The sequence below is a fragment of the Actomonas aquatica genome (assembly GCF_019679435.2).
GTDB lineage: Bacteria > Verrucomicrobiota > Verrucomicrobiia > Opitutales > Opitutaceae > Actomonas > Actomonas aquatica.
In genome coordinates this window covers 5,427,484-5,441,129 of record NZ_CP139781.1, presented here as the reverse complement: position 1 = coordinate 5,441,129, position 13,646 = coordinate 5,427,484, and the positions used below count along the sequence as shown (strand labels likewise).

The 13,646-nt window shown below is 63.2% G+C and carries 9 protein-coding genes; 4 read left to right on the top strand and 5 right to left on the bottom strand.

What is annotated here, in order from left to right; all coding sequences use genetic code 11:
• The first annotated feature begins 506 nt into the window (after nt 1–506).
• Nucleotides 507–1,145 carry a ThuA domain-containing protein gene (locus K1X11_RS20785; RefSeq protein WP_221029329.1) on the top strand — a complete coding sequence of 213 codons (639 nt, stop codon included), beginning with the start codon at nt 507–509 and terminating at the stop codon, nt 1,143–1,145.
• Between the two features lie 173 nt (nt 1,146–1,318).
• Nucleotides 1,319–2,419 carry a Gfo/Idh/MocA family protein gene (locus K1X11_RS20780; protein WP_221029330.1) on the top strand — a complete coding sequence of 367 codons (1,101 nt, stop codon included), beginning with the start codon at nt 1,319–1,321 and terminating at the stop codon, nt 2,417–2,419.
• A 288-nt stretch (nt 2,420–2,707) separates the two neighbouring features.
• Here the strand turns inward: K1X11_RS20780 and K1X11_RS20775 are convergent, their stop codons facing one another.
• Together K1X11_RS20775 and K1X11_RS20770 are read right to left on the bottom strand one after the other, a co-directional pair.
• Nucleotides 2,708–2,917, bottom strand: coding sequence for a hypothetical protein (locus K1X11_RS20775; RefSeq protein WP_221029331.1), 210 nt, complete (start codon nt 2,915–2,917; stop codon nt 2,708–2,710).
• Nucleotides 2,918–3,280: 363 nt separating this feature from the next.
• On the bottom strand, nt 3,281–3,700 hold the full coding sequence (locus tag K1X11_RS20770) for a DoxX family protein (protein ID WP_221029332.1): 420 nt from the start codon (nt 3,698–3,700) through the stop codon (nt 3,281–3,283).
• A gap of 124 nt (nt 3,701–3,824) precedes the next feature.
• On the opposite strand from K1X11_RS20770, the gene K1X11_RS20765 reads away from it, so the two are divergent.
• Both K1X11_RS20765 and K1X11_RS20760 read left to right on the top strand, forming a co-directional pair.
• The gene (locus K1X11_RS20765; protein WP_221029333.1) at nt 3,825–4,763 is read left to right on the top strand and encodes a calcium/sodium antiporter; all 939 of its coding nucleotides are present in this window, start codon (nt 3,825–3,827) and stop codon (nt 4,761–4,763) included.
• 205 nt (nt 4,764–4,968) lie between these two features.
• Complete coding sequence (locus K1X11_RS20760) at nt 4,969–5,838, top strand: potassium channel family protein (protein WP_221029334.1); 870 nt, start codon at nt 4,969–4,971, stop codon at nt 5,836–5,838.
• Nucleotides 5,839–6,154: 316 nt separating this feature from the next.
• Here the strand turns inward: K1X11_RS20760 and K1X11_RS20755 are convergent, their stop codons facing one another.
• From K1X11_RS20755 to gltB, 3 genes are all read right to left on the bottom strand, one after another.
• Nucleotides 6,155–6,685: a hypothetical protein gene (locus K1X11_RS20755; protein WP_221029335.1), complete on the bottom strand. Its 531-nt coding sequence runs from the start codon at nt 6,683–6,685 to the stop codon at nt 6,155–6,157.
• 260 nt (nt 6,686–6,945) lie between these two features.
• The gene (locus K1X11_RS20750; RefSeq protein WP_221029336.1) at nt 6,946–8,445 is read right to left on the bottom strand and encodes a glutamate synthase subunit beta; all 1,500 of its coding nucleotides are present in this window, start codon (nt 8,443–8,445) and stop codon (nt 6,946–6,948) included.
• 219 nt (nt 8,446–8,664) lie between these two features.
• Complete coding sequence (gltB, locus tag K1X11_RS20745) at nt 8,665–13,341, bottom strand: glutamate synthase large subunit (RefSeq protein WP_221029337.1); 4,677 nt, start codon at nt 13,339–13,341, stop codon at nt 8,665–8,667.
• Between the last annotated feature and the right edge of the window lie 305 nt (nt 13,342–13,646).

Genomic DNA, 13,646 nt, shown 5'->3' with positions numbered 1-13,646 from the left:
GAATGAAACGGTCTATTCCACGTAGTGAGTCCCTGACTCTCCTTGAAAGGTAGGGTCGGACCGCCGGGCCGACCGCCCCCCGTCCCAACGAGTTTCAACGCAAAGACCGCAAAGGTCGCAGAGATCGCATCCTCCGTCGCTCTACGGGCTATGGCGGACGAGGAAGCCATCCAACCGCCACATCAGAAATCAGCCTGAAGCCTTCTTCGCCAATCTGTGGTGAAATACCTTCCCAGTCCTCCATGTATCGCAGAGCAACGGAGGATGCCTCTCGGCTTCGCGACCTTTGCGACCTTTGCGCCTTTGCGTTAAAAACCCGCCCTGTCCGCCATAGCTCACAGAGCGACGGCGGATGCCTCTCCGCTTCGCGTCTCTTCGCGCCCTTAGCGGTTCCCCTCCCCGTTGCGGCCTCTCCACCGGTCACTGAACGAACACCACGGCACCGCCGCCGCGCCCTTGCCCGCTCCCCCCCCACCGTGCTGTCCTACTCCCCACAAAAATCCCCCATGAAACGCGCCCTCTTTTTCAGCGGTGGCTGGCCCGGCCACGTCCCCGAGACCTTTACCCAACTCTACGCCGACGCGCTCACTGCGCACGGCTTCGAATGCCAACTCGAGAACGAGACCGCCTGCCTCACTCGCCTCGATCTCACCACCTTCGACCTCATCGTGCCCAACTGGACGATGGGCGAATGGACCGCCGACGAATCCAAGGCCCTGCGCGATGCCATCCACGGCGGCGTCAACCTCGGCGGTTTCCATGGCGGCCTCGGTGACGCCTTCCGCGCCGATGTGGAATTCAAGTGGATGGTCGGCGGCACGTTCGTCGCCCACCCGCACATCGGCGACTACGACGTGCATGTCACCGACCCCGAACACGTCATCACCCAGGGCATCCCTCCTGACTTCACGTATTCATCCGAGCAATACTACATGCTCATCGACCCGGGCGTGCACGTGCTGGCCGAGACCACCTACGTCTGGGAAGGCCAGTCTGTCCCCATGCCCATCGCCTGGATCAAACACTGGGGCCAGGGCCGCGTCTTCTACGGCGCCCTCGGCCACGAACCCAAAGAGTTTGAAACCTCCCCCCACGCCTTCGACCTCAACGTCCGCGGCCTCCGCTGGGCCGCGCGGGATCTTTGATCCCGGAAGTAGCGAGTAGTGAGTAGCGGGTAGCGAGCATCCGATCCAACGCATTCAACTACACAGTTCCACCGCACTGCCCCACTACTCGCATCTCCGACTCACTCGCTACTTACCTCCGCTACTCGCTCCCCCTACTCGCTACTCACTACTCGCTACCCGCTACTAAAAAAATGCCCCCCACCAAGATTGCGCTCATCGGCTGCGGTAACATCTCCAAGGCCTACTTCGAGGGCTGCGCCCACTACCCCATTCTCGACCTCTGTGCCGTCGCCGACCTCAACGTCGCCCACGCGCAAAAGGTCGCCGCCGAACGCGGACTCACCTTCGGCGGCTCCGTCGACGAGCTGCTCGCCCGCGACGACATCGAGATCGTCGTCAACCTCACCATCCCCGCCGCCCACGCCGAGGTGAACCGCCGCGCCCTCGCCGCCGGCAAACACGTCTATTGCGAGAAGCCCTTCGCCCTCACCGCCGCCGATACCGCCGCCGTCGTCGCCGAAGCCGCCGCCGCCGGCCTGCGCGTCGGCAGTGCCCCCGACACCTTTCTCGGCGCCGGCCTGCAGACCGCCCGCCAACTAATCGACGCCGGCGCCATCGGCACGCCCGTCGCTGCCACCGGGTTCATGCTGTGCCCCGGCCACGAGTCCTGGCATCCGTCACCAGATTTCTACTACAAGTTTGGCGGCGGCCCCATGTTTGACATGGGTCCCTACTACCTGACCGCCCTCGTACACCTCCTCGGTCCCGTCGCCCGCGTGAGCGGCACCGCCCGCCAAACCTTCGCCGAGCGCACCATCACCAGCCAGCCCCGCGCCGGCGAGAAGGTGGCCGTTGAGGTGCCCACCCACTTCTCCTCCACGCTTGAGTTCGCCAACGGTCCTATCGGCACGCTGGTGATGAGCTTCGACGTGCCCAAAACCGACCTGCCCCACATCATCATTCATGGCACCGCCGGCACCCTGCGCGTCTGCGACCCCAACCGCTTCGACGATCCCTGTTTCCTCGCACCGGCTGGCAGCACCGACTTTGCCCCGGTCACCATGACCCACGCCACCGGCCGCGCCCGCGGCAGCGGTGTCGCCGACCTCGCCACCGCGCTCCGCAGTGGCCGCCCTCACCGCGCCAACGGCCAACTCGCCCACCATGTTGTGGAGCTCATGGAAGCCGCCACCCGCTCCGGCACCGAAGGCAAACACATCGTCATCGAATCCACCTGCCCCCGCCCCGCTGCGCTCCCCACCGAGCTGCCCAGCAGCGAATTCGAAGCGTAGAAAGGTAGGGTCAGACCGCCGGGCTGACCGCGCCCGTCCAAGCGTGGTTTTAACGCAAAGAACGCAAAGGACGCAGAGATCGCAAAGCTGGGAGGCAGGTCGGTTTTTTAACCATCCCGCGGCCGCGGGAGACACGGATGGCTTCGTCCCGCAGGCGCGGGTCTACGCACTGGAACGGTTTATTTTAGAAATACGACGATGAACCGGTAGGTGAATCGCCATCCGTGTTTATCCGTGTCCATCCGTGGTTCAAAACTCGGTGCCTCTCAGCCCGGTCGACGGGTTAGCCTACGCCGCCAGTTCCGGGTGTTCGCGTTGCACCTGTTCGCGCATCATCGCGCCCAGGCGCATGATGATGGCGCAGACGTTTTCGCTGACCACGGGATCGTGTGGATCCACCCAGCAGCCGCGGCGCTCGCCCTCCAACCACGTCTCATCGCGCACGATTTTCTCAATCGCGGGGAGTTCATGGAGAACGATGATTTGCTCAGCACACATGGGGAACAGGGGACGCCTACTCTATCGGCTCACCCGCCCATCCATTAAAGCCACTCATCCGCAGTAAAATTACCCACGCCCCCTCCACCGCCGGTTTTTTTAACCACGGATGGACACGGATGGCTCCGCCTACCGGCTACGCACTGAAGTCGTTATTTCGACCAGACGATGAACCGGTAGGTGAATCGCCATCTGTGTTTATCTGTGTCCATCCGTGGTTAAAAAAATTCTGCCTCTCGGTATCCAGCGGATCCGTGGTTAAAAAAACTGTCCGCCATAGCACACCGAGCGACGGCGGATGTCCCTCGGCCCCCGCATTCCGCCGGGGCCGATCCAAAATCGAGAATCAAAAATCGAAAATCCTCAGACCCGATTCGCGCCCCACTTGGCGTCCAGCGAGTAGCGGCCGCCACCCGCGACGATGAGCGGCAGCGTGATCACCATGTAGAGCAGCGCCATCTCGGCTTCGTCGACCTTGGCCTCGTGCACGACGAAGAACGCGATCGCCATCGTGAAGGTCAGCCACAGTGCCGCCCAACGCGTGCACAGGCCCGCCACCAGAAACAGCGCCGCCACCACTTCGTTGCCGATCGTCGCCCAATAACTCAGCGCATTTCCGATCCCCAGCGGATCCGGAAAACCGCCGGGCATGGAGCCCACCTTGAGCAGCTTGGGCAGCCCATGCAGAGCGAACATCATCCCGCCGATCGCCACCCGCCACAGCAACAGCGCCGCGTCCCGCGAGGTCGGCGCAAAATCGAGAAAGAGGAATTTCTTCATCATCGCGCACACGCTGCAGCAGCTTTCCGACCGCGCAACTCCGTGAGCGACAAGAAAACGGGTTCACCTTTGGAACCGGTTGACGCTCGACCTCTTCTTGGCACCCGTGTGGCAATCAACTGACCCCATGCCGCCTTTTCTGCTCCTCATCATCGGCCTCGCCATCCTGACCTTCGGCGCCGAACTCCTCGTCCGCGGGGCGTCCGCCCTCGCCTTGCGGCTCGGTCTCACTCCCTTGGTGGTGGGTCTCACCGTCGTCGCCTTTGGCACCAGCGCCCCCGAGTTGGTCGTTTCCCTGCAAGCCGCCCAGCGCGACGCCGCCGCCATCGCCGTGGGCAACGTGATCGGGTCCAATCTCTGCAACCTCGCCCTGATCATGGGCCTGTGCGCCCTCTGCCGCCCGCTCACGGCCAACCACGCCGTCATCCGCCGTGAGGTCCCGCTGCTCATCATCGCCACCGTGGTCAGCGCGCTGCTGCTGCTCAATGACCACCTCGCCGCGTGGGAATCCGGCATCCTCTTCCTCTGCCTCATCGCCTACACGTGGCTCACCTTGCGCCAGGCCAAACAGGATCCCGATCAATCGCTGGGCGAAGAGGTGCCGGCGCCGGTGAACCTCCCGCTCGCCACCGTGCTCTCCCTCGGCGGACTCGGCCTCCTGCTCTGGGGCTCCGATCTCTTCGTCGACGGCGCTGTCACGCTCGCCCGCCAGTGGGGTTGGAGTGAGACGCTCATCGGCCTCACCATCGTCGCCATCGGCACCAGCTTGCCCGAACTCGCCATCTCGCTCGTTGCGGTGCTGAAAGGCGAAAACGACGTCGCCATCGGCAACCTCGTGGGCTCCTCGCTCTTCAACCTGCTCGGCATTCTCGGTGCGACCGGACTCGCCTCCGGCGGCACCATGGCCCACCTCGACTACGTTGACTTAGGCGCCCTCGTGCTCATCACCGCCGCCATCTTCCCGCTCGTCAAAACCGGCGGCCGCATCAACCGCGCCGAAGGCGCCTTCCTCCTCCTGTCCTACGCCGCCTACTCTGCCTGGCTCGTCGTCCACAAAGTCGCCTAGGCCTCCCGAGTCCCGGCATGGTTTAGGCGCATCCTCCGTCGCTCCACCGCTGTTTTTTAACCACGGATGGACACGGATGGCTTCGCCTACCGGCTACGCACTGAAGTGCGTTATTCATCCGAGACGATGAACCGGTAGGTGAATCGCCACCTGTCCGCCATAGCTCGTAGAGCGACGGAGGATCCGTGTTTATCCGTGTCCATCCGTGGTTAAAAAAACCTTGTCCGCCGACGCTCGCCTAGCGGCATCGGATTTGCTCATAACGGACGCCATGCAGGTGCTTCCGCCCACTGAAAATCCCGAGGATCTGGGTCCCTTCCAATTTGGCGTGCTGGTCTTGTCGCTCGTCCTGCTGGCCGGACTCGGCGCCGAACTCGTGCTGCCGGTTCCCGAAGAGATCCAGCGCCTGATCTTCTACATCGATACCATCATCTGCGGCCTGCTGTTCATCGATTTTGCCATCCGCTTTGCCCACGCCGAGTCGAAGCTGCGCTTCATGAAATGGGGTTGGTTCGACCTGCTCGCGGCCGTGCCGGCGATCGAAGCCTTTCGTATTCTCCGCGTCGTGCGGGTGGTGCGCCTGCTCATCGTCATCCGCTCCTTCCGCCGCCTCTACCGCATCCTCCTCGAAAGCAAAACCAGCGCCGGTCTGACCGGTGTGCTCGTGCTCACCTTCCTCGTCATTTCCTTCGGCTCCATCGGCGTCTTGTTTGCGGAGCACGACGCGCCCAACGCCAACATCCTCACCGCCAACGACGCCCTGTGGTGGAGCGTCACCACGACCACCACCGTCGGTTACGGCGACAAGTATCCGGTCACTGCCGCCGGTCGCATCATCGCCACCTTCCTCATGGTCGCGGGCATCGGCATGTTCGGCACGCTCAGCGGTGTGGCGGCCGGCATCTTCCTCGGCGGCGACAAAAACGAACCCGCCTCCGGCGAAGCCCAGCAACAAATCCTCGCCCGCCTCGAAGCGATGCAAACCGAGCTCAACGCCCTCCGCCGCGACCGCGACGGCCCGATATCCAAAGGCACCTCCCCGGCAGGCAACGACGCCCCTCCACCGCCGAGCTAACGTTTTTTTTTTAACCACGGATCCTCCGTCGCTCTTCGAGCTATGGCGGACAAGTGGACACGGATAGCTTACACCTTCGCCAAGGCTTCGGCGCACAGGCCTGCTACCGCCTACGCACTGAAGTAGTTATTTTTCCGAGACGATGAACCGGAAGGTGAATCGCCATCCGTGTTTATCTGTGTCCACTTGCCCGCCTCTGGAGGGTCTGTGGTTAAAAAACTCCGTGCCTCTTGGCCTCTGCGTTCTCTGCGGTAAAAAGATTCCTTGCCCGCCTAAGCTCGCAGAACGACGGAGTATCCGTGGTTACAATACTGCGTCACGTCGCCTTCGCCGCGACGTCCACGGGGGCGATGTGGTAGCGCACCTTTTCCGCCAGTTCGGCGACCGCGGTGCGCACGGCGTCGCGCATGCTGGCTTCCGGAGACAGTTGAGGATCGGACCGCGAGATGCCCCGCGCCGACAAGACCCGCTCCAGCCCTTCGATCGTTTTTAACCGCGTGGTGACGCGACATTCGTAACGCGAAGGACTGCTCGGCGCATCCGCGTGGCCCGGTCGCCGGAACACCTCACACTCGACCAACTCCAGCGCATAGTCGGTGCCGGGACGCCCGACGAACACCGCCGCAAACTCTTCGCCCGCGCGCAGCCGATACGGCCGTTGCGGAGGGCCTTCCTGCTGGGCCTCGACTGTCAATCCGGCAAAGGCGATATCGATGGAGACCTCCGGAATCGGCTGCAGCGCCTGATCGCGCGTGGCCGGAGAGAACGCCGGGGCGACCGAATGGGCACACCCGCTACCCGCCGCGAGCGCGGCGGCGAACAACACACCAACAACAACCGTTTTCATAAGACAGGGGTATTAAACGTGAGCGGCCAGCGCCCCCTTGAGACCCCAGCACCGTCAACGTGTTTCGCGTCGACAAAGGTTAGACCAGCAAACCCGCCGCCCCACTCCACCGCTGTTTTTTAACCACGGATGGACACGGATGGCTACGCCTACCGGCTACGCACTGAAACGGAAATTCAGACTAGACGATGAACCGGTAGGTGAATCGCCACCTGTCCGCCATAGCTCGTAGAGCGACGGCGGATGCCTCTCTGCACGGCTTACCAATCCTGGCCGCGGCCGAGTAAGCGGAGGTAGCGGTCGCAGGCTTTGGCGGCGCCGCGGCCTTCGTTGATCGCCCACACCACGAGACTCTGACCACGTCGCATGTCGCCGGCGGCGAAGACGCCGTCGACATTCGTCGTATACTCACCGTGCGCGGCGGCCACGTTGGAACGCGCGTCCGTCTTCAAACCGAGCTTTTCCACCAGCGTCTGCTCCGGTCCGAGGAAGCCCATGGCGAGCAACACGAGGTCGGCTTTGATCGTGCGGCGCGATCCTTCCACCTCCCGCGGCATCATGCGCTGCGTGGCTTCGTCCTGCACCCATTCGATGCGCACCAACTCCAGCTCACACACGTCGCCGTTGCTGTTGCCGATCAACTTCTTGGCCGAGACCAAATACTCGCGCGGATCTTCACCCTGACGCGCCGCCGCTTCTTCCTGGCCATAATCGACCTTGAAGGTGCGCGGCCATTCCGGCCACGGGTTGCTGGCGGTGCGCTCCATCGGCGGCTGCGGCATGATCTCGAGCTGCACCACATTGGCGCAGCCCTGGCGCAGCGCCGTGCCCACACAGTCGGTGCCGGTGTCGCCGCCGCCGATCACCACGACGTGTTTGTCCTTGGCGTGAATCGTCGATTGCCCGGCGTCGTAATCGTGATCGAGCAAGGCGCGCGTATTCGCGGTGAGATACTCCATGGCGAAGTGCACCCCGCTCAGGTCGCGGCCCTCGATGGGCAGGTCGCGCGGTTTGGTCGCACCGCAGCACAAGACCACCGCATCAAACTTTTTGCGAATCTCCGCGATGTCGTGGGTCACGCCGATGTGGGCGTTGGTCTCAAAACTCACCCCTTCCATGCGCATGAGGTTCACGCGCCGCTCCACCACCTCGCGCTTGTCCAACTTCATGTTGGGAATGCCATACATGAGCAGGCCGCCGATGCGGTCATCGCGCTCAAACACGGTCACGTTGTGGCCGGCCTGATTGAGCTGATCCGCACAGGACAAACCCGCCGGACCGGAGCCGATCACCGCGACGGTTTTGCCGGTGCGCATCGCGGGCGGCGACGGACGCATCCAGCCCTCCTCCCAGCCACGATCGATGATGGAGCACTCGATGTTTTTGATCGTCACCTGCGGCTCGATCACGCCGAGCACACACGAGCCCTCGCAGGGCGCCGGGCACACGCGGCCGGTGAACTCCGGGAAGTTGTTCGTCTTGCGCAGGCGCGCCAGCGCCTCCTGCCAACGGCCCTTGTAAACCAGGTCGTTGAACTCGGGGATGAGGTTGTTGATCGGACAACCACTCGCCACGCCCGCCAGCATCATGCCGGTGTGGCAATACGGCGTGCCGCAATCCATGCAGCGTGCTGCCTGCGTGGATACATCGGCATCGACGCGATCGGCGTGCACCTCCAGCCAGTCCTGCAGCCGTTCGAGCGGCGGACGGTTCGGGATCGGTTGGCGTTGGTATTCAAGAAATCCGGTGGGCTTGCCCATGATAAGAAGAAGTTAGGGGTGGGTTGGAAGGGCGCAGGAGAGAGGGTTCAGAGGGAGTTAACCACGAAACACACGAACGACACGAAAGCCGGGACTGACGCCGAGGCACTGAAACCCAAGGCACCGCGCGAGGATCGGGAGGCATTCGAGGTTAAAGTCATTTTCGTGTATTTCGTGTGTTTCGTGGTTTCCAAAAAACTCGTGTCGGCGGCGGTCGGCTCAGTGGCCGGCTTTCACGTTTTCTTCGAAGGCGGCTTGAATGGCGGCGTCGCCTTCCAAGCCCTTGCTTTCGGCGCGGGCGATGGCGTGCAACACGCGTTCGTAGTCGGCGGGCAACACCTTCACGAAGCGCGGCAACCAGTCGTCCCACGCGTCGAGGATCGTCTTCGCGCGCACGCTGCCGGTGAGTTCGGCGTGGCGCTCGAGGCGGGCCTTCACCGCGGCGATCTCTTCGTCGCCACACTCGATGAGTTGGTAGACGCGGACCATCGCAGTATTGAGCCGCTTGCTCACGAAGTCGCCGATTTCATCCAACACGTAGGCGGTGCCGCCCGACATACCGGCGGCGAAGTTGCGGCCGGTCTTGCCGATGCAGATCACCTCGCCGCCCGTCATGTATTCGCAGCCGTGGTCACCCACGCCTTCGATGACGGCCTTCACGCCGCTGTTGCGCACACAGAAGCGTTCCCCCGCCATGCCGGCGAGGAAGGCTTCACCGGCGGTCGCGCCATAAAACGCGGTGTTGCCGGTGATGATGTTTTCGTGAGCGACGAACGGCGCCGTTTTCGGCGGATACACCACAATGGTGCCGCCGGAGAGGCCCTTGCCGCAGTAGTCGTTGGTGTCACCTTCGACCGTGAGCATCATGCCGCGCGGGCAGAACGCGCCGAGGCTCTGCCCGGCCGAGCCGGTGAACTTCAGTTGCACGGTCCCGGGCGGCAGACCTTCGCCACCGTAACGGCGCGAGATCTCCGAGCCCACGATGGTGCCAGCCACGCGATCGGTGTTGATAATGGGGAACTCCGCCTTGACCGGCTCGCCGCGTTCGATCGCCGGGCGGCAGGCTTCGAGCAGGTGGGTGTTGTCGAGCGCGCGCTCGAGGCGGTGATCCTGCTTTTGCGAGCAATAGGTGCCGACCTCGGGACCGACCGCCGGACGGTGCAGAATCTTGGCGTAGTTGAGTCCGCGCGCCTTCCAGTGATCGATTGCTTCGCGCATCTCCAGACGGTGCGCTTTGCCCACCATGTCGTTGATGGTGCGATAACCTAGCTGGGCCATGATCTCGCGCAGCTCCTGGGCGACGTAGGTCATGAAGTTGACCACCGCCTGCGCGCCACCGGCAAACTTCTCGCGCAGGCGCGGGTCCTGCGTGGCGATGCCGACCGGACAGGTGTTTTTGTGGCACACCCGCATCATGAGACAGCCGAGCGTGACCAGCGGCGCGGTCGCAAAACCAAACTCCTCACCACCGAGCAGACAGGCGATGGCGACGTCGCGGCCGGTCTTCAACTGACCGTCGACTTCGAGCACCACGCGACTGCGCAGATCATTGAGCAGGAGCGTCTGATTGGTCTCGGCGATACCGAGTTCCCACGGCGCGCCCGCGTGCTGAATACTCGAGCGCGGTGAGGCGCCGGTGCCGCCGTCATAACCGGAGATCAGAATCACATCGGCTTTGGCTTTGGCCACGCCGGCCGCGATCGTGCCCACGCCCACTTCGGACACCAACTTCACGTTGATGCGCGCGTGCACGTTGGCGTTCTTCAAGTCGTGGATCAGTTGCTGCAGATCCTCGATGGAGTAGATGTCGTGGTGCGGCGGCGGAGAGATGAGGCCCACGCCAGGGGTCGTGCCGCGCGTCTTGGCGATGGCGGGCAACACCTTGTGGCCGGGCAACTCACCACCCTCGCCCGGCTTGGCGCCCTGCACGATCTTGATCTGCAGCTCGTCGGCGTTGACCAGGTAATGGCTGGTGACGCCGAAGCGGCCCGACGCCACCTGCTTGATGGCGGAGCGACGCAGGTCGCCGTTGGCATCGCGCGTGAAGCGATCCGGATCTTCGCCGCCTTCACCGGTGTTGGACTTGCCGCCCAGGCGGTTCATGGCGATGGCGAGCGCTTCGTGCGCCTCCTTGCTGATCGAGCCATACGACATCGCGCCGGTTTTGAAACGCTTCACGATGGCCTCAACCGGCTCCACTTCGTCGAGCGGGATCGAGCGCGCCGGATCGATCTTAAACTTCATCAACCCGCGCAACGTGAACATGTCGCGGCTCTGGTCGTTGATCGTCTGCGAATACTCTTTGAAGAAGTCGTAGTTCGAATTCCACGTCGCGCGCTGCAACTGGTGGATGGCGAGCGGGCTGAACAGGTGCTTCTCGCCGTCGGCGCGCCATTGATACACGCCGCCGGAATCGAGCGCATCGTCCTGCTTGTCGGCCCACTGGCCGAACGCGCTCACGTGCCGCTGGTAAACCTCGGCCGAAATCGCATCGATGCCGATGCCGTCGACGCGTGACGGCGTGTTGGTGAAGTAGTGGTCGATGACCGACTCGTTGAGACCGATCGACTCAAAGATCTGCGCGCCGCGATAACTCGCCACGGTCGAGATGCCCATCTTGGCCATGGTTTTGATCACGCCCTTGATGTTGGCCTTGATGAAGTTGGCCCGAGCCTTGGCCGGATCGATGTCGATCTCCCCGGCGAGCACGAGCTGCTCCACCGTCTCGAGCGCGAGGAAGGGGTTGATCGCGTCGCAACCGTAACCGAGCAACAGCGCGAAGTGCTGCACCTCACGCGGCTCGCCCGACTCGAGGATGAGCGAGACCTTGCCGCGCACGCCCTCACGAATGAGGTGGTGATGTAGCCCCGACACCGCCAGCAGCGCCGGGATGCCGGCCCGGTGCGGCGCGATGCCGCGGTCGGAAAGGATGATGAGGTTCACGTCATCGCGGATGGCGTTGTCGGCCATCTCGAAGAGTTGCTCCATCGCCTCGTCGAGCCCCTTACCGCGACGCACCGCGCGCGGTTCGTCGATCGGTTGGTGACTCGTGCTGAGCCCCTCGCGGTCGGTCGTCGGATCGAAGAGGATGGGCAGCGTGGCGGACTTGAAGCCGGGCGCGCGGAAGTCGCGGATGCGAGCCAGCTTCTCGTTGTCGATGATCGGGCACTCGAGCTTGATCATGCGGCAGTTTTCCGGACCCGGATGCAGCATGTTGCCCTCGGAACCGAGGAAGGTGACGCTGGAGGTGATCAACTCCTCGCGGATCGGATCGATGGCCGGATTGGTCACCTGGGCGAAGAGCTGCTTGAAGTAGTTGTAGAGCGGCTGCGGGCGATCCGACAGCACCGCCAGCGGCGCGTCGTTGCCCATCGCGCCGAGGGGTTGGTTGCCGGTTTCGACGCTCGGCTTGATGAGGAAACGCAGGTCCTCGTGGGTGTAACCAAAGGCCTTCTGGCGCAACTTGAGGCGCTCGACATTGAGCATCTTCACCGGGTTGGTCGGCGCCGGCAGGGAATCCTCGTTGATGAGGTTCTGCGCCAGCCACTCCGCGTAGGGATTCTCGGCCGCGATCTTTTCCTTCAGCTCGCTGTCGTCGACGATGCGCCCCTCGCGTGTATCCACCAGGAACATACGACCGGGTTCGAGGCGGCCCTTCTTGACCACGGTGGCCGGATCGATGTCGGGCAAAACGCCCACCTCCGAGGCCATGATCACGAGGTCGTCGCTGGTCACGTAGAAGCGCGACGGGCGCAGGCCGTTGCGGTCGAGGATGGCGCCGATCTGGGTGCCGTCCATGAACGCGATCGAAGCCGGACCGTCCCACGGCTCCATCATGCAGGCGTGGTATTCGTAGAAGGCGCGTTTGGCCTCCGACATCGACTGATGTTTCTCCCACGGCTCGGGGATCATCATCATGACGGCGTGCGGCAGCGAGCGGCCGGCCATCATCAGAAACTCGAGGCAGTTGTCGAAGTGCTGAGAGTCGGAGCCACCGCCGGCGATGACGGGTTTGAGCTTTTTCAGGTCCTTGCCGAAGAGCGCGCTCTCAAACTGCTCCTGGCGGGACCGCATCCAGTTCTCGTTGCCGAGCACGGTGTTGATTTCACCGTTGTGGCACATGAAGCGGAACGGCTGCGCGCGCGGCCAGCTGGGGAAGGTGTTGGTGCTGAAGCGCGAGTGCACCAGCGCCATCGAGGTCTCGAAATCCGGGTGATGGAAATCGGGGAAATAGTGCAGCAGCTGGTCGGTGGTCAGCATACCCTTGTAGCCGATCACGCGGCTGGAGAGCGTGAGGATGTAGAAGTAGTGCGGCGCCTCGCCCTGCAGGTAACCGAGCCGGTAGGTCGACACGCGGCGGATGAGGTAGAGTTTGCGCTCAAAGGCGGCGTCGTCCTCGAGGTCGGCGGAGCGACCAATAAAGACCTGCTTCATGGCCGGTTCGCTGTCGGCTGAGGCCTGCCCCAGATCGTGGTTGTCGACCGGCAGGTCGCGCCACCCGAGGAGGGTCTGGCCGTTTTCAACAATCGCCTCATTGAGCACGCGTTGCTCTTCGGCGGCCGATTCGGCATCGGGCGAGAGGAACACGACACCCACCGCGTAGTGTCCGGGTTGGGGCAGCTCAAAACCGAGTTCCTGGGCGACCGTGCCGAAGAACTTATGCGGGATCTGCATGAGCATACCGGCGCCGTCACCGGTGTTGAGGTCGCAGCCGCAGCCACCGCGGTGATCGAGCTTGGTGCAGATCTCAAGGGCGCCCTGCACGATCTCGCGTGACGGGATGCCCTTCATATTCACCAAAAATCCGACACCGCACGAATCGTGCTCAAGAGCCGGATCGTAAAGACCTTGCTTGGGGGGTTGGACCGGCTGGCGGGAGGGGGGGTTCTCGGGCATCAGGGAATGAGTTTGAGGGTGGAACTCAGGGATTCCGGGAGCGCGGCGTCGGGCCGCGCGACCGAAAGAAACGGAAGGAAAAACCCGGCCCGAAGGCGCGAGTTCGAGGGAAAGAGCAGACACCGTTTAGGAGGCCAAGGAGGGTCGAGTCACCAGGCCGTAAAACGACGAATTGCCTCAAAACAGCGAACCCGTTCAAGCAGCTCAAGGCAGCGATGAAAAGTGATGAGAATTTGGCAATATCGAGCTAGGGAGTGTCCGAGCAGGATCCTGACCACCAAGCCGATAAACCACGAGCCCCCCGC

What these genes read in the sequence shown, in the direction of transcription:
- K1X11_RS20785 (WP_221029329.1), top strand. Translation starts at nt 507, where the DNA reads ATGAAACGCGCCCTCTTTTTCAGCGGTGGCTGGCCCGGCCACGTCCCC.
- K1X11_RS20780 (WP_221029330.1), top strand. Translation starts at nt 1,319, where the DNA reads ATGCCCCCCACCAAGATTGCGCTCATCGGCTGCGGTAACATCTCCAAG.
- K1X11_RS20775 (WP_221029331.1), bottom strand. Translation starts at nt 2,917, where the DNA reads ATGTGTGCTGAGCAAATCATCGTTCTCCATGAACTCCCCGCGATTGAG.
- K1X11_RS20770 (WP_221029332.1), bottom strand. Translation starts at nt 3,700, where the DNA reads ATGATGAAGAAATTCCTCTTTCTCGATTTTGCGCCGACCTCGCGGGAC.
- K1X11_RS20765 (WP_221029333.1), top strand. Translation starts at nt 3,825, where the DNA reads ATGCCGCCTTTTCTGCTCCTCATCATCGGCCTCGCCATCCTGACCTTC.
- K1X11_RS20755 (WP_221029335.1), bottom strand. Translation starts at nt 6,685, where the DNA reads ATGAAAACGGTTGTTGTTGGTGTGTTGTTCGCCGCCGCGCTCGCGGCG.
- K1X11_RS20750 (WP_221029336.1), bottom strand. Translation starts at nt 8,445, where the DNA reads ATGGGCAAGCCCACCGGATTTCTTGAATACCAACGCCAACCGATCCCG.
- gltB (WP_221029337.1), bottom strand. Translation starts at nt 13,341, where the DNA reads ATGCCCGAGAACCCCCCCTCCCGCCAGCCGGTCCAACCCCCCAAGCAA.